17 protein-coding genes are annotated in these 20,791 nt (G+C 68.9%); 8 read left to right on the top strand and 9 right to left on the bottom strand.

What is annotated here, in order from left to right:
• Positions 1 to 677 precede the first annotated feature (677 nt).
• On the top strand, positions 678 to 3,047 hold the full coding sequence (locus ACZOOI_RS18200) for a hypothetical protein (protein WP_465276862.1): 2,370 nt from the start codon (positions 678 to 680) through the stop codon (positions 3,045 to 3,047).
• 343 nt (positions 3,048 to 3,390) lie between these two features.
• Positions 3,391 to 4,518: a hypothetical protein gene (locus ACZOOI_RS18195; protein ID WP_465276861.1), complete on the top strand. Its 1,128-nt coding sequence runs from the start codon at positions 3,391 to 3,393 to the stop codon at positions 4,516 to 4,518.
• Positions 4,519 to 4,740: 222 nt separating this feature from the next.
• On the opposite strand, the gene ACZOOI_RS18190 is transcribed toward ACZOOI_RS18195, so the two are convergent.
• Positions 4,741 to 5,286: a hypothetical protein gene (locus ACZOOI_RS18190; RefSeq protein ID WP_465276860.1), complete on the bottom strand. Its 546-nt coding sequence runs from the start codon at positions 5,284 to 5,286 to the stop codon at positions 4,741 to 4,743.
• 482 nt (positions 5,287 to 5,768) lie between these two features.
• Positions 5,769 to 5,978: a hypothetical protein gene (locus ACZOOI_RS18185; protein ID WP_465276859.1), complete on the bottom strand. Its 210-nt coding sequence runs from the start codon at positions 5,976 to 5,978 to the stop codon at positions 5,769 to 5,771.
• A gap of 88 nt (positions 5,979 to 6,066) precedes the next feature.
• On the opposite strand from ACZOOI_RS18185, the gene ACZOOI_RS18180 reads away from it, so the two are divergent.
• Entirely contained in the window at positions 6,067 to 6,366 is a 300-nt protein-coding gene (locus ACZOOI_RS18180) for a hypothetical protein (protein WP_465276858.1), read from the top strand.
• 460 nt (positions 6,367 to 6,826) lie between these two features.
• Here the strand turns inward: ACZOOI_RS18180 and ACZOOI_RS18175 are convergent, their stop codons facing one another.
• Positions 6,827 to 7,375: a hypothetical protein gene (locus ACZOOI_RS18175; RefSeq protein WP_465276857.1), complete on the bottom strand. Its 549-nt coding sequence runs from the start codon at positions 7,373 to 7,375 to the stop codon at positions 6,827 to 6,829.
• A gap of 621 nt (positions 7,376 to 7,996) precedes the next feature.
• On the opposite strand from ACZOOI_RS18175, the gene ACZOOI_RS18170 reads away from it, so the two are divergent.
• From ACZOOI_RS18170 to ACZOOI_RS18160, 3 genes are all read left to right on the top strand, one after another.
• Positions 7,997 to 9,679, top strand: coding sequence for a hypothetical protein (locus ACZOOI_RS18170; RefSeq protein WP_465276856.1), 1,683 nt, complete (start codon positions 7,997 to 7,999; stop codon positions 9,677 to 9,679).
• 429 nt (positions 9,680 to 10,108) lie between these two features.
• On the top strand, positions 10,109 to 11,704 hold the full coding sequence (locus ACZOOI_RS18165; protein ID WP_465276855.1) for a WxL domain-containing protein: 1,596 nt from the start codon (positions 10,109 to 10,111) through the stop codon (positions 11,702 to 11,704).
• A 272-nt stretch (positions 11,705 to 11,976) separates the two neighbouring features.
• The gene (locus ACZOOI_RS18160) at positions 11,977 to 13,293 is read left to right on the top strand and encodes a hypothetical protein (protein WP_465276854.1); all 1,317 of its coding nucleotides are present in this window, start codon (positions 11,977 to 11,979) and stop codon (positions 13,291 to 13,293) included.
• A 100-nt stretch (positions 13,294 to 13,393) separates the two neighbouring features.
• Here the strand turns inward: ACZOOI_RS18160 and gltX are convergent, their stop codons facing one another.
• The 3 genes from gltX to ACZOOI_RS18145 form a co-directional block, all read right to left on the bottom strand.
• The gene (gene gltX, locus ACZOOI_RS18155; protein WP_465281230.1) at positions 13,394 to 14,764 is read right to left on the bottom strand and encodes a glutamate--tRNA ligase; all 1,371 of its coding nucleotides are present in this window, start codon (positions 14,762 to 14,764) and stop codon (positions 13,394 to 13,396) included.
• A 229-nt stretch (positions 14,765 to 14,993) separates the two neighbouring features.
• Positions 14,994 to 15,461, bottom strand: a complete 468-nt coding sequence (locus tag ACZOOI_RS18150) for an ATP-binding protein (RefSeq protein ID WP_465276853.1) — start codon at positions 15,459 to 15,461, stop codon at positions 14,994 to 14,996.
• 86 nt (positions 15,462 to 15,547) lie between these two features.
• Entirely contained in the window at positions 15,548 to 15,916 is a 369-nt protein-coding gene (locus ACZOOI_RS18145; protein ID WP_391586796.1) for an STAS domain-containing protein, read from the bottom strand.
• A gap of 154 nt (positions 15,917 to 16,070) precedes the next feature.
• Between ACZOOI_RS18145 and ACZOOI_RS18140 the strand changes: the two genes are divergently transcribed.
• Positions 16,071 to 16,973 (top strand): RNA polymerase sigma factor SigF, encoded by a 903-nt coding sequence (locus tag ACZOOI_RS18140; protein WP_465276852.1) that lies wholly within the window; start codon positions 16,071 to 16,073, stop codon positions 16,971 to 16,973.
• A gap of 153 nt (positions 16,974 to 17,126) precedes the next feature.
• Here the strand turns inward: ACZOOI_RS18140 and ACZOOI_RS18135 are convergent, their stop codons facing one another.
• On the bottom strand, positions 17,127 to 18,095 hold the full coding sequence (locus ACZOOI_RS18135; protein WP_391586794.1) for an HpcH/HpaI aldolase/citrate lyase family protein: 969 nt from the start codon (positions 18,093 to 18,095) through the stop codon (positions 17,127 to 17,129).
• A 115-nt stretch (positions 18,096 to 18,210) separates the two neighbouring features.
• On the opposite strand from ACZOOI_RS18135, the gene ACZOOI_RS18130 reads away from it, so the two are divergent.
• A complete protein-coding gene (locus tag ACZOOI_RS18130) occupies positions 18,211 to 18,828 on the top strand; it encodes a hypothetical protein (protein ID WP_465276851.1) in 618 nt (205 codons plus the stop codon).
• Positions 18,829 to 18,880: 52 nt separating this feature from the next.
• Here the strand turns inward: ACZOOI_RS18130 and ACZOOI_RS18125 are convergent, their stop codons facing one another.
• On the bottom strand, positions 18,881 to 19,837 hold the full coding sequence (locus ACZOOI_RS18125; protein ID WP_465276850.1) for a hypothetical protein: 957 nt from the start codon (positions 19,835 to 19,837) through the stop codon (positions 18,881 to 18,883).
• 110 nt (positions 19,838 to 19,947) lie between these two features.
• Entirely contained in the window at positions 19,948 to 20,775 is an 828-nt protein-coding gene (locus ACZOOI_RS18120; protein ID WP_465276849.1) for a hypothetical protein, read from the bottom strand.
• Positions 20,776 to 20,791 lie beyond the last annotated feature (16 nt).

The raw sequence follows: 20,791 nt of genomic DNA, 5'->3' as shown, positions 1-20,791 counted from the left end.
AACACAGGTTCGCACCCGGCGCGGTGACCGCGACGCTGGACGGCGGGGCCGCCGGAATCGCCTCGTCCACGCTCGCCGTGGACGCGTCCGGCAATCCGACCGGCAAGGTCGAGCCGGCCGACACCGTGAGGTCGGCGTGAGCGCACAGGACCAGACGATGACCGGCAAGCTCGACACGGTCACCGCGACCGACCTGCGGGCGGCAACGCCGGGTGGACGCTGACGGGTTCGATCACCGACTTCGCCACGCAGGCCGGCGAGACGACTCCCGCCGACAACTTCCGAGGCATCGGTTCATCGGCACGGGGCGTCCGCCGCATACCCTCACTGTCCGGTGGGCGTCCCTTCGCCCATTCCCACCCGTCGAACGCCCGGCCGCTCCGCATACAAATCGTTGCCGCCGGATCGCGTTCCGCTGTTGACTTCGCAAACGCCCCCAGGCTCAATGGGAGGCGCTGTTTTCTGGAACAGGTTTCAGGAGTGGCATCAGCAGGAACGACCGGGTGACACCGGTGGGGTCGGGTGTCACCCCGCCGACGTCGAATCGGCGCACGGCACCGAATCGACCGTCCCGCGCCGTGCGGGTCACCGACGGCGGCGGACCGGTCCCGGTGTGGTGTTCGACTGCCCGCTCCCCCGGCGGGCCAGGCAGGCATCCCGAGGAGGGACAGCACCACATGCTCAGACCAAGAACCAGGGAAAGCACTGGGTCCAGATTCCGCAACAAGCGCGTGGCCGGCGTGCTCGGTACCGCCCTCGTGGCCGGTGCCCTGGGGGTGGGCGCGGGGGCACAGTCCGCGAGCGCGGCTCCTGTGACGTACAACGTGCACTGTGTGCCGCCGAGCATCGGTGGTGGTCCGTTCGACTTCGACGCCCAGGTCGACCTGACCGTGGATCCGGTCAAGCCGAAGTACAACGTGGGCGACGAGGTCACCGTCACCTGGACCTGGAAGGACGCGGCGAAGAACCCTTCCTCCGTGACCGTCAACGCGGATGCGGTCAAGCCTCGGGGCAAGGTCCTGGTCTCCGGCGCGCAGGGCGGCGAGATCGCCATGGAGGGTCCGCAGAAGAACGCGCAGACCCCCGGCGGCGAGAAGCTGTGGCTGTCGACCATGACGGGCAAGTTGAAGATCGCCAAGCCGGGCGAGCTCAAACTCTCTCCCGGCGGCTACACGAGCACCGCGAACATGTTCGGCAGCTGGGACACGCCGTGCACGCCGAACGGCACGCCGGGCGTGGGCGCGACGCTCGCGGTGGACGGCGCGGTCAAGCCGGCCACCGTGGCATTGAGCTGGAACGTGGTCCGGCCGGGCGCGACCATCGACGTGACCGGGGAGAACTGGCCGATCGGCCCAGGCGGCGTCAACGTCGAACTGTGCGACCTGAACGGCAACGCCTGTGCGGCGGAAGGGGCGTCGGGCTCCACCCTCACCGTCGACGCCTCCGGAAAGCTGCTCGGCCAGGTCAAGGTCGCCGCCGGTCTGTCGGACGGCGTACGCCAGGTCCGGATCACCTCGGGTTCCGCTTCGGTCCTCGTGCCGGTCTCCGTCGTCAAGGACGCGCTGCGGCACTCCGAGCCGGTCAAGTACGGCGTGCGCTACACGCCCGCCTGGGGCAACGGCCCGGACTTCGACTGGCAGCCCGAGGTCGCGCTGTCCGTGAGCCCGGTCAAGCCGTGGTACGAGATCGGCGACGAGGTCACCGTCGGCTGGAAGTGGATCGGCCACCCGCGCAACCCCTCCAGCTGGGTGGTCGCGCTCAAGGACACGGTGACGCCCAGCGGTACCGTGAAGCTCTCCGGCGCGCAGACCGGCGACGTGTCGGTCAGTGGGCCCAAGGGCAACCCGGCCACTCCGGGCGGCGAGGTGCTCAAGGTCGGCGACATGAAGGGCACCTTCAAGATCGCCAAGGCGGGCCGCATCGATCTGGCGCCCGCCGGATACGGCTTGAAGGTCATCACCATCTCGTCGAGCGGCGTACCCGTCGCAACTCCGGTGGTCTCGCACTCGATCTCGGTCGGCCAACCCGCCCAGGCAAATCTGATCGTGGATCAGAATCTGCTCAAGCCGGGTGACGTCATGAAGCTGTCCGGGGCGAACTGGCCGACCGGCCAGGGCAACCCGCAGGTCCAGCTGTGCGCGGAGGACGGTTCGGGCTGCACCGGCTCGGCGTTCGTCGCCGGGTCCGGCTCGGTGGCACAGGGCGGTGCGCTCACCGCGCAGGCCACCCTCGCCGGGCAGGTGAAGCCGGGCAATTACCTGGTCAAGGTCAGCGTCGGAGTCACCTCGCTCACCGCACCGATCACGGTCACCTCCGCGGTCGTCCTGCCGCGCGAGATCACCGCCACCCCGGACCGGGGCCCCTCGGGCACGAAGGCGCATGTGACGGGGAAGAACTTCACCCCCGGCGCGACCGTCGTGCTGGAGACCCTGGACGCCGGCCTCGGCGCGACCGGTGACACGGTGGAGGCCACCGCGGCTGCGGACGGCACGTTCGCCGTCGATCTGACCGTGAGCAAGCCCGGTACCACCCAGATCCGGGCGTCCGAGAAGAACGACCGCAACAAGATGGCACTCGCCGCGTTCACCTTCGAGGGTGGCGGCGGTCCCGGCGAGGAGCCGGGGACGCTGTCGATCGTCCAGGCCGGCAACGGCGTCGTGCTCGCGGACGTCCCGTTCGCGAACCACGACCAGTCGATGACGGGCTCGCTGAACGCGGTCACCGTCACCGACGCCCGCAAGGGCACGCTGGGCTGGCAACTCACCGGTTCCGTCTCGGACTTCAAGGCCGAGGGCGGCAACTCGCTGCCCGCGTCCGCGCTGTCCTGGACACCTCGGTGCGTGGCCGAGCCGAACTCGGCGAGCCAGGTCGTGACCGGCTCGGCGGGCACGGTCAACGGCGGGCTGCTGTGCAGCTCGGCGGCGTCCACGGACCCGGCACACAAGACCGGTGGCGTATTCACCGCGAACGCGGGCCTGTCGCTCGCGATCCCGGCGTACCAGGCGGCCGGCACCTACACGGGAACCCTGACGCTCACCGTCTCCTGACGGCGCATCAGCCCTGCCCCGGGGCGCCCACCGACACCTTCCGAGGTGCCGGTGGGCGCCCCGTTCGCATTTCCGCGACCGGCCCACCCGCGGGACAAGTGGAACTTGTTCCACCAGTTCGAGACGACACGTGTCAGTGCAGGTCAACGCCCCGGCGAAGACACACCCGCCGGTCACATGCGCCGTTCGCGCCTCTTGACTTCGCCGGATGAAAGCGCATCAATGTGACCCGCCCCACTTCTGTAACACGTTCCACTTACCACGCGCGTATCCGCCCCCATGCCGCCGACGCGACGCCAACGCCCGCCGCCGGCAAGGAACGCAGGACAGGGAGCAGCACCCCATGAAGCAACGCACCATGCGCCTGGCCGCCGGACTCGGCGTCGGCACGCTGGCGATCACCGGCTTCCTCGCCGCAGCCCCCGCCGCCCTCGCCGGCACCGCGACGCCGACCGTCACGTGTTCGCTGCCGCTGGGCCAGGGCGAGAAGACCGGTCCGATGTCGGTGACGGTGGACGGGCCGACCACCGCCAAGCCCGGCGAGACGGTCGACCTGAAGATCACCCTCGGCGCGAGCCCGGCCACCAGCCCCGCCGCGCTCAAGGGCATCAAGATGACGCCGTCGATCGACTTCGCCCTGTCCGGCGGAGCCACCGGCTCGGTCACCCTCGCCGGAGCCGAGACCACGATCGACATCCCGGCGAACACGCCGATCCAAAGCCCGCCGTTCACGGTCAAGCTGCAGATCCCGGCGACCGCGACCGGCACGGTCGACCTGACCCCGACCAAGACCACCACCGCCACGGTGACGCCCTACGGCAACTTCACCACGCCGTGCGCGGTCACCGGCGGCTCCGGCGTCGCGCAGAGCATCGCCGTGCAGAGCACGCCGGAGACGGCCACCCTGAGCGCGTCCCCCGGCACCGTGGAGGCCGGCAAGGAGACCGTGCTCGCCGGTACCAACTGGACCAAGGGCGGCACCGCCACGCCCTCCCTGTGCGCCGCGGACGGCACCGCGTGCAACCCGGCGGGCATCTCCGCCAACAGCCTGCGGATCGGCGCCGACGGCGTGCTCTCCGGCGGCGTGACGGTGGCCCCCGGCACCGCGGACGGCGCGTACAGCGTCCAGGTCACCGACGGCAGTCGCACCGCGTCCACGCCGCTGACGGTCAAGAAGGCCGACGTCCCGGTCGTGCAGCGCAAGGTGACGCTGAGCAAGAGCACGGTCCGTCCGTGGACGTTCGTGAAGGTGTCGGGCGAGAACTTCACCCCGAACACCCTGATCGCCCTCGCGGGCGTCGAGGGCGCCAACCCGACCTTCAACTTCGGCCTCGCCTGGACCGACCGCAACGGCAAGTTCAGCTCGTGGATCCTGGTGACCAGCAAGAAGACCACCGGCATCACGGCGGTCGAGATCGACACGAGCTTCAAGTTCGACAAGCTCGGCATGGCCGGCATCACGGTCAAGTAGCCGCTCTCGTCGCACCACACACGTCGGCCCCGGTACCCGGATTCGGGTAACCGGGGCCGACGCGCGTGCATCCCGGGCGCTCACCGGATCGGTAGCCGCTTGGACTGTCGGCGGAACCGGCATGTGGGAAGCGCCCGTTGCGGCGGCCCGAAGGCCGCCGCAACGGGCGCTTGGCCCACCCGATTCCGAGCGCTCCGGCTCCCTGGTCGAGAGCCGGGCGGATCAGAAGGTGAAGTTCGCCGTGCCGGCGTCCTGGCTCCCGGCGCAACGGATGTCGGCCGGCGTGCCCGCGAAGGTCGCCTGGATGCGCACCGAGTAGTTCGTCGCACTCGGCGCGGCGCTGCTGGTGTCGAGCAGACGGACCGAGGTGCCGCTGGGCAGTCGCGAAGCCGCTGGGACCGGGCCGAGCGTGATCGGGTCCATCGCGTTCATCGGCAGGTTGATGGTCCCGGAGAAGTTCCACGCCACCGACGCACTGGTGACCGTACGAATCGTGGTCGTCAGCGAGTTCGCCGGAATCTTGAGCGGAGCCTGGATCGACGAGGTGAGCTTCATCTTCTGCGGGTTCGGCGAACCCGGGTCACTGGAGGCCAGCGTGCCCGCCCCATTGGTGGAGTACGTGATGTTGGTGTTGATGTCGACACACGTCAGATGCACGCCGCGCGACTCCGGCGGAAGCGCGTTGGCGGTGCCCGACATGGCCATCACGGCCGCGAAGGCACCCGCCGTACAGGCGATGCCGACCGTTGCGACTTTGGAACGAGACATGAGGGGTGGTGCTCCTTTCACGGCTTTCCGAATGGTCACGTGCTCGCCCGACTACCTGAAGCAGGCAAGACGCTGGTACTGCCGGCCGGCAACTCGACATCGACGGGAACGCCGACGCAAGCCATACCGCGAAGGGCCCGCATTGCTTCGGCCTCGGGCCTTCCGGCACAGGGAGAGTGAAGCGGGAGCAAGAAAAGAAGTCAATGCCTAATGTCCGTGTATACGAACTCAAGTGATCTTCGAGAAGCTTCCAACCATATCGACCGAGAGCGCTTCTCCAATCCTCATGATCACCAAATACATATATTTGATCATGGTGACACGCGTCACTATACAGGCGCGATTACTTAACGTGAGTATCGAAGGAATTCCCGGAAAAACAAACGTCTCCCCGGGGAGTGGCGGCCTCGGGGAGACGTTTGGAAATCAATCCTCGACGGAAAGCGAAGTCGATGGTTCCGGTGTCCTTTTGATCCTGTGGATCAGAAGGTGAAGTCGTCCGTCCCAGGGGCCTGTGCGCCCGCACAGTAGACGAAGACCGTCACTCCGCCGAGGTGCGACTCGATCTGCACGGACCAGTTCGTGGCACTGGGTGCCGCGCCCGAGGTGTCCACGAGGCGCACCTTGGTGCCGGTGGGCAGTGTGGACGAGGTCGGCACCGGGCCCAACTGAACGGGGTTTCCCACATTCATCGGTACATGGTTCGTTCCCGAGAAGTTCCATGCCGTTCCTGCCGAGGCACCGCTCGTCTGCACCGTACGAATCGTGGTGGCCAGAGAATTGACCGGGATCGACACGGGCGTGCTGATCGGTGTCGACACCTTCATCCGTTGGGGCCCCGAGGTACCCGGAACAGGGGGCGCCGACATCAGTGTGCCTGCGCCGTTCGTCGCCCAGGTGGTTCCCCCGCTGTCCTGGCAGGTAAGGATCATTCCCCGGGACTCCGGGGGCGCCGCCTGGGCCGTGCCGGATAATGCCGCGGAGGCAGCGAACGCGGTGACCCCACACGCGATGCCGGCGGACGCGAACCTGGTTCGAGTCATGAGGAAACTCCTTCTCCATCGGGTTTCGAAGACCTGAACCCCGTACGCCGACTTCGGCCCGCGCGCAAAAAACGCGCCCACCATCACCGGGCGGACGGGTACCGATGACAGGGCCACTCCACCCCACGCTTCGGGGCCCCTCGGCAGGTCCGAGTCAAACCGTCGGGTGGGAAAAAGTCAACGCGGTTTCAATTCCCCGGGGCTCGGGAAGGAATCGAACAGGAAATGCAGGTGCGAGCTTATGGAATTCGATCCGGGTGACACGTGACACCGATATCGGATCGCATCTCGTCCATTGCTCGGATCACCGAAAGGTTTCCGGGCAGACCGAGAGCTCCGCTCGACGGGCCTCCCCGTTCCGCCCATACCGGCTCTCGTGACTCCGCCATCCGGACAGACGTACGCCTGCCCGGGCGGCACGAGGCCGCCCGGGCAGGCGCGAGACGTCATGACGTTCCGGCCCGGATCCCCCCAAGGCGGGGCCCGGCCCGGATCGATCAGAACGAGTAGTCGGCCGAGGCCGGGTCCTGCTTGCCGGCACACCAGATGCTGACCGGGCTGCCGGAGATGCTCGTGGTGATCAGGACCGACCAGTTCGACGCGCTGGGCGCGCCGGCCGAGGTGTCCTTCAGACGCACGGTGGTGCCCGCAGCCAGTCGCGAAGTACCGGCCACCGGACCCAGGTTGATCGGGTTGCCGGTGTTCATCGGCAGGTTGACCGTGCCGGTGAAGTCGCGAACCGTGCCCGCGCCCGCACCGGTCTGGATGGTGCGGATGGTGGTGGTCAGCGAGTTCGCCGGAATGTTCTGCGGCGCGGTCAGCGGCGAGATGAGCTTCATCTTCTGCGCCGCCGTGCCACCCGGGTCACTGGAAGTCAGCGTGCCGGTGCCGCCGGTGGTCCAGGTGGTACCGGTGCTGTCCTTGCAGGTGAGGGTCACACTGCGGGAATCGGGAACCGCGTTCGCGGTCCCGGACAGCGCCATGACGGCGGCGAAGGCCGCGGCCGAACACGCGATACCGGCGCCGGCCAGCTTGGAACGGGACATGGTGGAGCTCCTTTTCATCGCTTCCGAGTACCTGGTGGTGGCGCACGTTCTTCCCGGCCTGCACGCCGCAGGCGAAAACGGTGGAGCAACCGGTGGCATCCCGAACAAGCCGGTCGGCACTGCACAGAGCCGACCGACGCGACCTGGCTATCGGGATCCGGGGCGGGCCCGCTTCTTCCCCACGCTTGGGGCCCTCCGGCACAGCCAAGAGTGAAACTGTGCAAGCGGAAGAAGTCAATACGGTTTTGTAGATGAAGTCACTGGGCAGCGATCGTGAATCGAACAACGCTCCTATTGACTCGGTCAAGCTCAAAAACAGGAGGTCGGAGCAGGTTTATCAAAGTTGATCATGGTGACACGTGACACCAAGATCACCGCGTTTTACGCATTGCTTCCTGTGCCTTTATTCGCTAGATGTTCGGGCGGACCGGCAACGTTCGGAGTTCGCCATCCCGGCCATTTCACCCAGCACTCGGCCAACGCTCCAGACAACCGTCGTCGACGGGCAACGGGCGCAGTGGGCGACGAATGTCGTCCTCCGGGCGTACACGGGAGAAGCGGACTCTCTTGCACCACGAGCCACCAGGCACCTCCCACCCGGCTAGGAGAAACGTGTCCCGAATGCGAAGAATCGCTCCGCGCAGACTGATCGCGGTCGCAGCCGTCGGCGCCGTCGCAAGCACCGGCGCCCTCGTCCTCGCTCCCTCGGCCCAGGCCGCCACCGTCGACTACGCGACGCACTGCACCAACCCGTACTCGACGCCGCCGGACGGCAACGTCAAGATCGACCTGGTGGTCACCCCCGCCAAGAGCACCTACCAGGTGGGCGACGTCGTCTCGGTCGAATGGCAGTGGAAGCTCTACCCCAAGGCCCCGACCTCGATCCCGGTCGTCGGCAAGGTGCCGAAGGACTCGACCTACCCGGTCGGCACGGTGAAGTTGACGGGCGCGCAGACCGGCAACTTCGCCATCCAGGGACCGAAGATCAACCCCGAGGCGCTGCCCGGCCAGGACCTGATCCTGAGCAACCCGGTCGGCAATTTCACCCTGACCCAGGCCGGCCAGGTCAACCTGACCCCGGACATCTACTCGACCTGGACCACGGCGGTCGGGCAGACGGTCGAGACCAAGTGCTCGCCGATCAACCCCATCGCGGTCTCGCGCACCCTCACCGTGGACGGTCCCTCGCAGGGAGCGCCCACCCTCAGCGCGAACCCCGGTGAGTTCAACGCGGGTTCGCAGGTCGCGCTGACCGGCAGCAACTGGGCTGCGGGCACCCCGTCGGTCCAGTTGTGCGACGCCAACGGCGCCGCCTGCGACGCGACCAAGATCGCGGCGAACAGCCTGGTCGTGGCCAATGGCGCGCTGTCCGGCAACATCAACACCGTCGCGACCGTGCCGACCGGCAACTACAAGCTCAAGGTCAAGGTCGGCGCCGGCGAAGCCGTCACCCCGGTCAAGATCAACGCGGTCGCCCGGCAGGCCACGCTCAGCCCGAACCGCGGCCCCGTGGGCACCACGGTCACGGTGAGCGGCAAGAACTTCAACCCGAACCTCACGGTCATCGCCCGCGGTCAGACCGCGACCGGCTACGTGCTGGACGAGACCGCCGCGTACGCCGACTCGGCGGCCGACGGCACGGTCACCATCCCGGACTTCGTGGTGAGCGACCCGAGCATCACCGCGGTCTGGATCACCGAGGGCGTCGACGAGGCCACCGGCTTCGCGCTGCCGTTCACCATCGGCGCGGCCCTGCCGGCCACCCTGTCGGCGTCGCCCGCGGCCACGCACGCCGGTGGTTCCGTCGCGGTCTCCGGCAACAACTGGACCCCGAACGGCTCCGCCACCGCATCCCTGTGCGCGGCCGACGGCTCGGCGTGCAGCACGGCCCGGGTCACCTCCGGCCCGATCACCATCGCCGCCGACGGCACGCTCGCCGGCAACGTGACGATCGCGGGCAACGTGGGCGAGGGCACGTACAAGCTCAAGCTGAGCGACGGCAGCAACAGCGCGCTGGCCTCGGTCACCGTGCAGCGCCGCTGGCTGGAACTGAACAAGACCTCCGGCGCCCCGTGCACGTTCGTCCTGGTCACCGGGCACGGTTACGGGTCTCTCGCATGGGTCAACGTCAACGGTCTGGCGGGCAACTCCAAGACCAGTGACTGGGCCGGCGCCTGGGCGAACGCCAACGGCGACTTCAGCATCTGGATCCTGATCACGAAGTCGAACACCACCGGCATCATCGCCTCGGAGACCTTCCACTCCGACCGCAACGCGTCGACCCCGTTCACCGTGACGGGCTGACGTACCTCCGCACGGCTCGATCGAAGGCCGCCGTCCCCTGGGACGGCGGCCTTCGCCGTGCCCGGCGGCGGCCTTCCCGGTGCCCGGGGACGGCGGCCTCCCCCATGCCGGATGGGCGAACCACGAAACGGAGGGACTGATTCCGTTTCCCTTCCCTTTCTGCGCTTCTCCCCTTGCCGCGCAGCAAGTCGATCATGTTGACACGTGACACCTGGATCGCCGCGAAATAGTCATTGACTTCGTCAGCAATTAGCGGATGAATACGGTGTCGGACCATCTATTGCCGACTGCCATCGCATCCGTCGCATTCCGGCCGGCGGCCCGCCTCGCTCCGAGAGGGCGGAGGTCGCAATGCAATTCCCGGATCGCGCGGTGCCGCTCCACGGCGGTAGGCATATTCCCATCCCCGCGAGGAGAATAGTGTCCCGAATGCGAAGAATCGCTCCACGCAGGCTGCTCGCCTCGACAGCCGTCGTCGCCGTCGCGACCGCCGGCGGTCTCGTGGTCCTCGCACCGTCCGCCCAGGCGGCCCCGGTCGACTACACGACGCACTGTGTCAACAAGTACTCGCCGAACCTGCCCAACGGTCAGGTCCAGATGGACCTCCAGGTCACCCCGGACAAGCCGACCTACGCCGTGGGCGAAGAGGTCACCGTCAAGTGGCACTGGACGGTGTTCCCGAAGGCCCCGCCGACGATCCCGATCATCGGCAAGGTGCCCGCGAACTCGACCTATCTCGACGGCACGGTCAAGCTCTCCGGCGCGCAGAACGGCACCTTCAAGGTGATCGGGCCGCAGGACAACCCCGAGGCCCTGCCCGGGGAGGACCTCAAGGTCAGTGACGGCACGGGCAAGTTCACCCTGACCACGCCCGGCGACGTCAACCTGACTCCGGACATCTACTCGACCTTCACCACGGCCCTGGGCCTGAAGGTGCCGACCGATTGCTCGCCGGTCACCCCGGTCCCGGTCTCGCGCACCATCAAGGTCGAAGGCACCTCGCAGGAGCCGGCCACGCTGAACGCCCCGGCCGAGGCCAACGCCGGCGCGCCGATCGCGCTGACCGGTGCACACTGGCCGGCCGGCAGCCCCGCGGTCGAACTGTGCGACGCCTCCGGCGCGGCTTGCGACGCGGCCAAGATCGCCCCCGGCAACACCCTCGCGGTGGCCGACGGCGCACTCACCGGCAACGTCAGCACGATCGCCACGGTGCCCGCGGGCAACTACAAGATCAAGGTCAAGGTCGGCGCCGCCGAGGCACTCGCCCCGATCAAGATCAACGCCACGGCACGGCAGATCTCCATCGACCCGGCCAGTGGCCCCGTGGGCACCACGGTCAAGGTCACCGGAAAGAACTTCGGGCCGAACCTCACCATCATCGCGCGCGGCCAGACCGCGAACGGCACCGTGATCGACGAGACCGCCGCATACGCGGACTCGGCGGCGGACGGCACGTTCACCATTCCCGACTTCGTCGCGAGCGACCCGTCGATCACCGCGATCTACGTGACCGAGGGTGTTGACGAGACCACCGCCGTCACCATCCCGTTCCGCATCACCGTCCCCGGCAGCGGCCTGGACCAGACGGTGACCGGCAACGTGGTGGCCGGCGGACTGACCATCTCCCAGGAAGCCGGCGCGATCAAGCTGTCGGACATCACGATCAACGGCCAGGCGCAGAACATGACCGGCGCGCTGAACACCGTGACCGTGAAGGACTTCCGCAGCGGCAACACCGGGTGGACCCTCACCGGCTCGGTGACCGACTTCACCAACGGCACCGGCGGCAAGATCGGCGCCGACAAGTTCTCCTGGACGCCCAAGGTCGCCTCCGGCCCGGGTTCGCCCAGCGTCGCGGTGCCCGGTAGCGCAGGCCCGATCGGCACCGGCGCCACGCTGGCGTCCGCTCCGGCCGCCGCCACCACGGGCGGCACCTTCGCCGCCGACGCCGACATCTCACTCGCCGTTCCGGCATACCAAGCGGTCGGCACCTACAACGCCACGCTGACCCTCTCGATCAGCTGACGCAGCTTCACCCGCACTCCGGGCGGCCCTCGCGACGACAGTCGCGGGGGCCGCCCTCTTGGCGTGCCCATATCCGCGAACTCCGTCGATGCACCGCCGGCAACCCCGCCCCGCCCGCACATCGGCGTTCGAATCCGCGTGCGTCCAAGACCACGATCCGAGATCATTGATCCTGCCAAACATCGCGCCGGTGATCACCCGTCGGGTCGCTCACCCGACTGCCGCCGCGAGCTGTTTGTGGCTACCGACTACGAACCCCGGCAAGGAGATTCGTGCGCCGAATCAGGCACATCACTCGTCGCGTCACGGCGGGTTGCGCGACGGCGATCATCGTCGCGACCACCGGCCTCGTGGCCGCGTCCGCCCCGGCCGCGGCGGCGGAGGTGGCGTACTCGGAGCGTTGTCACCTCGTCGGTCATCCCGCCCCGGTGTGGGCAACCGACGAATTCAAGGTCGACCTGACCGTCTTTCCGGAGAAACCCGTCTACAGTGCGGGCGAAACGGTCACCGTCACGTGGCACTGGCGGACCCAGCCGGCGATCCCCGTCCCGCCCGGCATCGCCCGGCTGCGCGCCATCGCCGAAGTACGGGTCGGCGGCTCCCAGCCGACCACGTTCACCGCATACGGCCAACCCCGTCTCCAGCCCGATCGGCCGGAATCGACGGTCGATCTCTGGGATCTCCAGGGCGTACTCCGACTCCCCGCCGGTGGGCCGATCACCCTGACTCCCGGCGCCTACTCGCTGACCGAGGGCTTGTCCCCGGTGCCCCTCGTCACGTGCGCCCCCACCACACCACCGCCGGTCTCGCGCACCCTGGAAATCGGGCCCGGACCGACCTTGAGCATCGCCCCGACCCGGGTCCGCCCGGGCGATCGCATCGAGTTCACCGGCGAGGGCTGGCCGGATGGCGACGCAAGGGTCCAGGTGTGCGGAACACCGACCGACGTCTGCTTCCCGGAGTGGGTGAGTTCCCCCACCGGCACTGCCCGATCCGGGCATCTGACGGGCTCCGTGACGCTCTCCGAGAGGAGCCTCCCGCTGCCGCCACCGGGCCGTCCCCTGTTCCTGCTCGTCTCCGTGGGCAGGTCCGGCGCGAGTCGGGAATTCACGCTGGGCGGACCGGAGTCGCCGCAGACGGGCAGCACGCACATCACCGGCGCGGTCCTGCCCGGCGGCCTGACCCTCCGGCAACAAGCAAGCGCGATAAGGCTCTCCGACATCACCCTCGACGGCACCCCACAGTCGATGACCGGCGCCCTCAACCCGGTCACGGTCACCGACGTGCGCGGCGGCTCGCTCGGCTGGGCACTGACCGCGGACGTCTCCGACTTCACCTCGCCCGAGGGGGGCCGGATTCCGGCCGACCGATTCACCTGGAAGCCCTCGGTGCAGGCCGACCCCGCCTCCCCGAGCACCGCCGTCCCGGGCGCTCCCGGCCGAATCGCCGGCGGCTCGACGCTCGCCTCCGCCCCGCCCGCACCACACACGGGCGGCACCTTCACCACCGGCGCCGCAATCACGGTGGCGGTGCCCGCCTATCAAAAGCCCGGCACCTACAACGCCACGCTGACCCTCTCGATCAGCTGACGCAGTCGCACCAGGCGACACGGCGGGCCCGCACACCGGTAACCGGTGTGCGGGCCCGCCTCGTTCGTGCCGGTCGGCACCCGGTCGATTGCCGCGCCGACTACTCCGCCGCCGTCAGCCGCTTCAGTGCCGCGTCGATGCGGGCCAGCACCCGGTCGCGGCCGAGTACCTGGAGCGACTCGAAGAGCGGCAGGCCGATCGTGCGGCCGGTCACCGCGACCCGCACCGGGGCCTGCGACTTGGAGAGCTTGAGGCCGTGTGCGGCGCCCGCGGCCTCGACCGCGGCCTTGAGCGCGTCCACGTTCCACTCGGCCCCCGCGAGCTCGGTGCGCGCACTGGCCAGCACGTCCGCGGCGCCCGGCTTCATCGCCTTGGCCCAGGCCGCCTCGTCCTCGGCGGGTGCGTCCAGGAACAGGAAGTCCACATACATCGGGACCTCGTCGAGCACCGTGATCCGGGTCTGCACGAGCGGCGCGACCTCGGCGAACACGGCCGGGTCGTACGCCTCCTTCGCCCACGGCGCCTTCGCCCCGAGCACCCACGGCTCGCAGGCCCGCACGAACGCGTCCGCGTCGAGCGCGCGGATGTAGTCGGCGTTGAACGAGGACAGCTTCTTCACGTCGAAGAACGCCGACGACTTGTTCACGTCCCGCAGGTCGAAGAGCTGCTCCAGCTCCACGTAGGGCCGGATCTCGATGTCGTCCTTGGGGCCCCAGCCGAGCAGGAAAAGGTAGTTCACCAGCGCCTCGGGCAGATAGCCCTCGTCCAGGTAGGACTCCAGGGCCACCTTGTCCCGGCGCTTGGACAACTTCTGCCGCTTCTCGTTCACGATCACCGGCAGGTGCGCCCACTGCGGCGGGGTCGCGCCGAGCGCCTCCCACAACAGCTGCTGCTTGGCCGCGTTCGACAGGTGCTCCTCGCCGCGGATCACGATGGTGATCTTCTGGTCCACATCGTCGACCACGTTCGCCAGCAGGAACACCGCCGAGCCGTTGCCCCGGGCCACCACGAAGTCCTCCAGCGAGGAGTTCGGGAACTCGGTGTCGCCGCGGACCAGGTCGGCCACGACCGTGACACCCTCGTCCGGTGTGCGGAAGCGCAGTGCGCGACCCTCGCCCGCGGCCAGGCCGCGATCGCGGCAGAAACCGTCGTAGCCGAGGTGCTTGGAGCCGGTGCGGGCCTCCAGGTCCTCACGGGTGCAGTCGCAGTAGTAGGCCCGGCCTGCGTCGAACAGCCTGACCGCCGACTCGCGGTGCAGCGTCGTGTTCTCCGACTGGAAGTACGGGCCCTCGAAGGCCGGGTCGGACGCATTGATCCCGATCGCCGCGAGCGCGCTGAGGATGCCCTCGGTCCACTCCGGCCGGTTGCGCGCCTCGTCGGTGTCCTCGACCCGCAGCACGAACGTGCCGCCGGCCTTGTGCGCCACGGCCCAGTTGTACAGCGCGGAACGAGCACCACCGACGTGGAACATGCCGGTGGGAGAGGGAGCGAAGCGAACACGAACCGAAGAGGCAGACATGTGCTCCAGGGTATCCGCCGAGCGGGCCGGGTTCGGGCCGGCATCCGGCTCCGCGCACGACCGACCGAACACTCGGCTCGGCGCACGACCGCAGGGAGGCCCGGCTCACCGCACGACCCCCACGACACCCCGCACAACCCCCGCGACACCCGGCTCGGCGCACGGCCCCGAGGCGCCCCGCTCAGCGCATGGTCTCCGGGACGGGCATGTCCACCCACACCGTCTTGCCGTCGCCCTGGTGCACGACCACACCCCAGTCCAGCGTCAACCGCCGGATGATGTGCAGCCCGTGTCCGCCCGGTCGCGTTCCCGAGTGCGGCGCCCGCGCCTGTGGCGCCTCCTCGCTGCGGTCGTCCACCTCGATCCGGAGCAGATCGCTCGTCCGCACGACACGCAGCTCGACGGGACCGCCCGCATGCAGGCACGCGTTGGTGACCAGTTCGACCGCGACGAGCAGGACGTCATCGGACGTCAGCATCACCTGTTCGTCGTCGGAACCCGACCATCCATACGCGTGGAGCGTGTTGCGGATGAACGTCCTGGACCGCGCCACCGCCCCCGTCGCGCCCTCGAACGGCAATCTCCGCACCTGACGAAGCGGTGGGGTGGAGAAACAGGCACCCCCGTCGCCGGGCGCCTGCGATCGCATGGCGCACATCTACTGGCTCACCTCGCTCACGCTGCTACGCGGTGATAGTTGCCCGCATCCCGCTGGAGGACACCAGAAGTCACGGGCTACTCTCCGACCGCCTCTGCCAGGGTCTCGTGGAAAGTGAACCCCTGTACCGCACCGGTGATCTCGAATACCCGCGCAACGGCAGGTTGAACGCCCACGAGGTGGACCTCTCCTCCTGCGGCCTGCGCGCGCAGGCGGGCACCGAGGAACGCGTTCAGTCCGGTCGAATCGCAGAAATCGAGTTCCGAACAGTCGATCACCAGGCGGGTACTGCCCTGCTCGACACACTCGAACAGGCGGTCCCGCACCGCGTCGGCACTGTCCACGTCGATCTCACCGGCGACCGTAACGATCGCAGAGGTGCCATTGGTGCTGACCGACACCGTCAAGCCGCCCTGCATGCCAGCCTCCTGCTGCCCTTTGCCCACCGAGTAATCCGGCCCGGGCACACGATAGACGACCGCCCCTCGATGGTGGGGGTCGGCCGGCACACACAAACTTTTTCATGTGGATCGTGTTTGCCCTTCCCCATCCGGGTTAGGCGCAGGGGGGAGACCTCAAAACGCGTCACGAGGGGGAGGCATGGCAGTACAGCTCGAAGCCGAGATGCAGGTCCGGGGGTCGCAGCGGCCACCGGCAATGGACACCGGGGCAGAAGAGCTGGATCTGTGCGGGCTTCACCACGAGTTCGACGAGGGCGAGATCGGGTCGATGGGCGCCGCGGACGCGCGCTCGCTGTCCCGGACGCTGTTCCAACGGCTGAACCGGCTCGAAGAGGGCACGCACGAGTACCAGTACGTGCGCAACACCCTCATCGAACTCAACCTGCCTTTGGTGCGCTTCGCCGCGGGCCGGTTTCGCACCCGCAGCGAACCGCTGGAAGACATCGTCCAGGTCGGCACGATCGGGCTGATCAAGGCGATCGATCGTTTCGACACCGAGCGCGAGGTCGAGTTCCCCACCTTTGCGATGCCGACCATCCTCGGCGAGATCAAGCGCTTCTTCCGGGACACCACGTGGTCGGTCCGAGTGCCGCGCAGGCTCCAGGAATTGCGACTGCGGTTGGCCAAGGCGAGCGAGGAGTTGGGCGCACAGCTGGATCGGGCGCCCACCGTCGCCGAACTCTCGGCCTTCCTGGACGTCTCGCGCGAGGAGATCGTCGAGGGCATGATCGCCTCGAACGGCTACAGCGCGTCCTCGCTCGACGCGCCCGGCGGCGGTGCCGGCGGTGACGACGCGGCGGTCCCGATGGACCGGCTCGGCGCGGACGACGACGCGATCGAACTGGTGGACAATCGCGAGTCGCTCAAGCCGCTGATCGCCGCGCTCCCGCCGCGCGAGAAGCACATCCTGCTGCTGCGCTTCTTCGGCGGCAAGACCCAGGCCGAGATCGGCGAGCAACTGGGCATCTCCCAGATGCACGTCTCCCGGCTGCTCTCCCGCACGCTCGGCACCCTGCGCGCAGGGTTGCTCACGGAGAGCTGAGCCGGGCCCACATCCGTCCGTAGGACGCAGGCATGCGGAGAGGGGCGGGAGGCGATCGTCGATCGCCTCCCGCCCCTCTCCGCATGCCCGGCCTCGGCCGCGGACCGCACCCGGCGGACCAGTCCGGCTCCGGACCGGTCCGCCGGTGCGCCCTCAGCCCTTGGGGGCCTCGAACTTCTGCGTGCGCTGCATGCCCGCGGCACGGCCCTTGGCCGAGATCACCAGGGCCATCTTGCGCGACGCCTCGTCGATCATCTCGTCACCGAGCATCGCGGCGCCCTTCATCCCACCCTCGGCCGAGGTGCACCAGTCGTACGCGTCGAGGATCATCTCGGCGTGGTCGTAGTCGGCCTGGGTCGGCGAGTACAGCTCGTTCGCGGCGTCGATCTGGCCGGGGTGCAGCACCCACTTGCCGTCGAAGCCCAGCGCGGCCGAGCGGCCGGCCACCCGACGGAACCCGTCCACCTCCTTGATCTGGAGGTACGGGCCGTCGATCGCCTGGAGGTCGTTGGCCCGCGCGGCCATCAGGATGCGCATCAGGATGTAGTGGTACGCGTCGCCGGTGTCGTAGCCGGGCGGCTGCTCGCCGACCACGAGGGACTTCATGTTGATCGACGCCATGAAGTCGGCCGGGCCGAAGATGATCGTCTCCACGCGCGGCGAGGCGGCGGCGATCTCGTCCACGTTCACCAGGCCGCGGGCGTTCTCGATCTGCGCCTCGATGCCGATCCGGCCGACCTCCAGGCCGACCGTCTTCTCGATCTGGGTGAGCAGCAGGTCCAGTGCCTTGACCTGGCCCGCGTCCTGGACCTTCGGCAGCATGATGGCGTCGAGGTTGGCCCCCGCGCCCTCCACGACGGTGACCACGTCGCGGTAGGTCCAGTGCGTGGTCCAGTCGTTGACCCGCACGACGCGGATCCGATTGCCCCAGTCGCCGTTGTTCAGCGCGTCGACGATGGTGTGTCGCGCGCCCTCCTTCGCGAGCGGGGCGCAGGCGTCCTCGAGGTCGAGGAACACCTGGTCGACCGGGAGCCCCTGCGCCTTCTCGATGAAGCGCGGGTTGCTGCCGGGCACAGCCATACAGGAACGGCGGGAACGCAAGCTACGCGATGTGGCGGCCATGTGTCTGGTCCTCCCAGTGCTGCGGATCGTGCGGTCAGGTTACCGACGGGTCACCCCACCCGGGCTATGAGGTGGCGCACGTTCCGCGACCGCGCGTTGTGGGACGCTGTGGCCCATGACGGACACCGACCCACTCCCGGGAGCGAACACGCCGCGCGGGCAGGGCGCGTCGCCCGAAAAAGCGGCGCGGCTCGAAGAGGGTGCGCGACTCGAGGAAGGCGCGCTGCTCGAAGAAGGTGCGCTGCTCGAAGAAGGCGCGAAGAAGTCCGGCCTGCTCTGGCTCACCGTGGGCACCACCCCGCCCCGCCCGGTCTGGCACGTGTGGCTGGACGGTTCGTCGTGGCTGGTGAACGCCCGCGAGGACGGCGCCGTCGAGCAGTTCGTCCCCGGGCTGGCCGAGGCCGGCCGGGTGCTCGTGGACATGCGCAGCAAGGACAAGGGCGGCCGGCTGCCCGGGTGGACCGCCGAGGTCGCCGTGGTCACGCCGGACGACCCGGCGTACGAGCCGGCCGTCCTGGCCCTGCACGCGGCCCGGTTGAACGCGCCGGACGGCGAGGAGCAGCCGGCCCGCTGGGCGCGCGAGTGCGACCTGATCCGGCTCACCCCGACCGGCTCGGCGCGCTCCGTGCCCCAAGACGCGGGCCGCACGGTGCCGATCGGTTCGCCCGCGGTGACCCGCGGAGCCTCGCCGTTCAATCTGTCGATCGGCCGGCTGCGCCGCCGCGGCGGCTGAGCCCGGGAGGCCGCGAACCGGCGACCGCCCGGCCGAGTCCCGACAAGAGTCCTCAGGAGAACAGCAGCGGGTCGCTCCTGAGCCCGGTGGGCACCGGCGGCTTGCTCATCCGGCCGATGTCCGGACGGCGCGTGGTGGAGGTGGAGGGCGTGCCGTTCGGCGGGCGCGTCGAGGTGCCGCCGGGGCCGGACGAGGAACCGTTGCCGCCGGCGCCGCCGGTCGGGCGGCCCTGGGTGGTCAGGCCCTTGTCCACCACGTCCTTGGGATCCGGCGCGTGCACGGTGACCCGCTCGCCGTAGCCGAGGAAGTCGAACGCGCCGGCCTGCTTCGCATCCGGGGCCGACTCCATCCGCAGCAGGTACGGAGCGCCCTCGATGGCCACCCAGATGGTGCCGCCGGTGCCCGGCGTGCGGTTCTCCAGCGCGATCGCCTTGTGCCCGTTGACCTGTTTGACCGGGCCCTTCTCCAGCTTGCCGGGCTTGCCCATCAGCTTGTTGGTCAGCCGCTCGACGTAGGTGTTCTCCACGATGCCGTCGTATTTCTTGTCCCCGGAGGTGGGGACCTGTACGTACTTGTCATGGTTGGCCACCTCGGTGGCGGTGCCCTCGACCTTGGACCAGAACTTCGCGTCGCCCCGGAACCAGACCTGGTTCTGCACCCGGGTGACGTAGGCGGTCGTGGTGTCCTCGACGATCTGGCCCTCGCTGCCGGTGCTGGTGAAGCGCATGTCCACGCTGAACGGCTTGGCCGGCTTGCCGGCCGCGCCCGGGACCGCCAACTCCCCCTTGACGTGCACCGACTTCGCCCCGGCCGTCGCGGCCTGGGCGCGCTGCAGGATCGCCGCCGGATCCAGGTTGTCCACCTGGTTGCCGAGCGGCGCACCCGCCGTCGGTTCGTCCACCGGTGCCTGCCACGAGCGGTGTGCGGGTCGTCCCGCACTACACCCGGCGGCCAGCACCGTGACCGATACAGCCGTAGCCACCACGAAGCCGCGCCGCACGTGATCCACCGTTGGGTTCCCTCGTCGTTCGATGTCTCGTTGGTTCGCTGACCCGAGTCGACGCCCGGGCGCGTCGACGTCCTGCCGGAAACGGTATCCCGGAGCCGGAATCGCCCGCCTCAGTCGGTGCCCGGCACCGGCCCGTCGGGGTTGCCCGAGGGTCTGTCCGACGGCCTGCCCGAGGGTTTGTCGGACGGCTTGTCCGACGGCTTGACCGGGGACTTGTCCGACGGCTCCTTGCCGTCGGTCAGCGTGCCGTAGTCGACCGTATCCTCGGCCTTGGGTAGCACCAGCGGGAAGTCCTGGTCGAATTCGAAGAGTTCGAGCGCTCCGCCGCCGGGCGACGGGATGTACTTGAGCGGGAACGGCGCCCCGTGCAGGGCCACCCGCAGTTCGCCGCCGCGACCTCGGTCCGCGACGAGCTTGAGCGACTCGGCACCGCGCACCTTCTCCCGGCCGTCCTTCTTGAGCTTGCCGTTGAGCCGGATCAGGTCGGTGATCATGTCCTGCATCCGGGTGAATCCGGACAGTCGGGCATAACTGGGATCGGCGGGCGGAACCTTGACGAACTTGTCCCGCAGCGCCTGGGCCGACTGTTCCACATCGGCCCCGCCGCGACCGTCGCGCCCCTGGTAGAGCCGGGCGTCACCGCGCACGAACAGGTCCTCGTTGATCCGCAGCAGTTCGATGGTGCTGTCCGCGGTGACCACGGTGCCCACCCCGCCCTCGCGCTTGAGCCGCAGGTCGATCCGGAACTCCTGGCTCTGGATCTTCCACACGCCCTGCACGTGGACGGCGCCGACCCGCGCGGCCGCCGCCTTGGACTTGCCGGCGATGGAGTCCGCGGACTCCGTACCGAGCCCGGTCTCCTCCTTCGAACACGCCGTGCCGGTGAGGACACAGGCGGCCAGGAGGGCGATCGTGGTCTTCGTCTGAGGCAAGCGCACGGGCGGCACTGTACTG

This window comes from Embleya sp. L77 (genome assembly GCF_055557415.1).
This window is presented reverse-complemented; position numbering and strand designations above follow the sequence as displayed.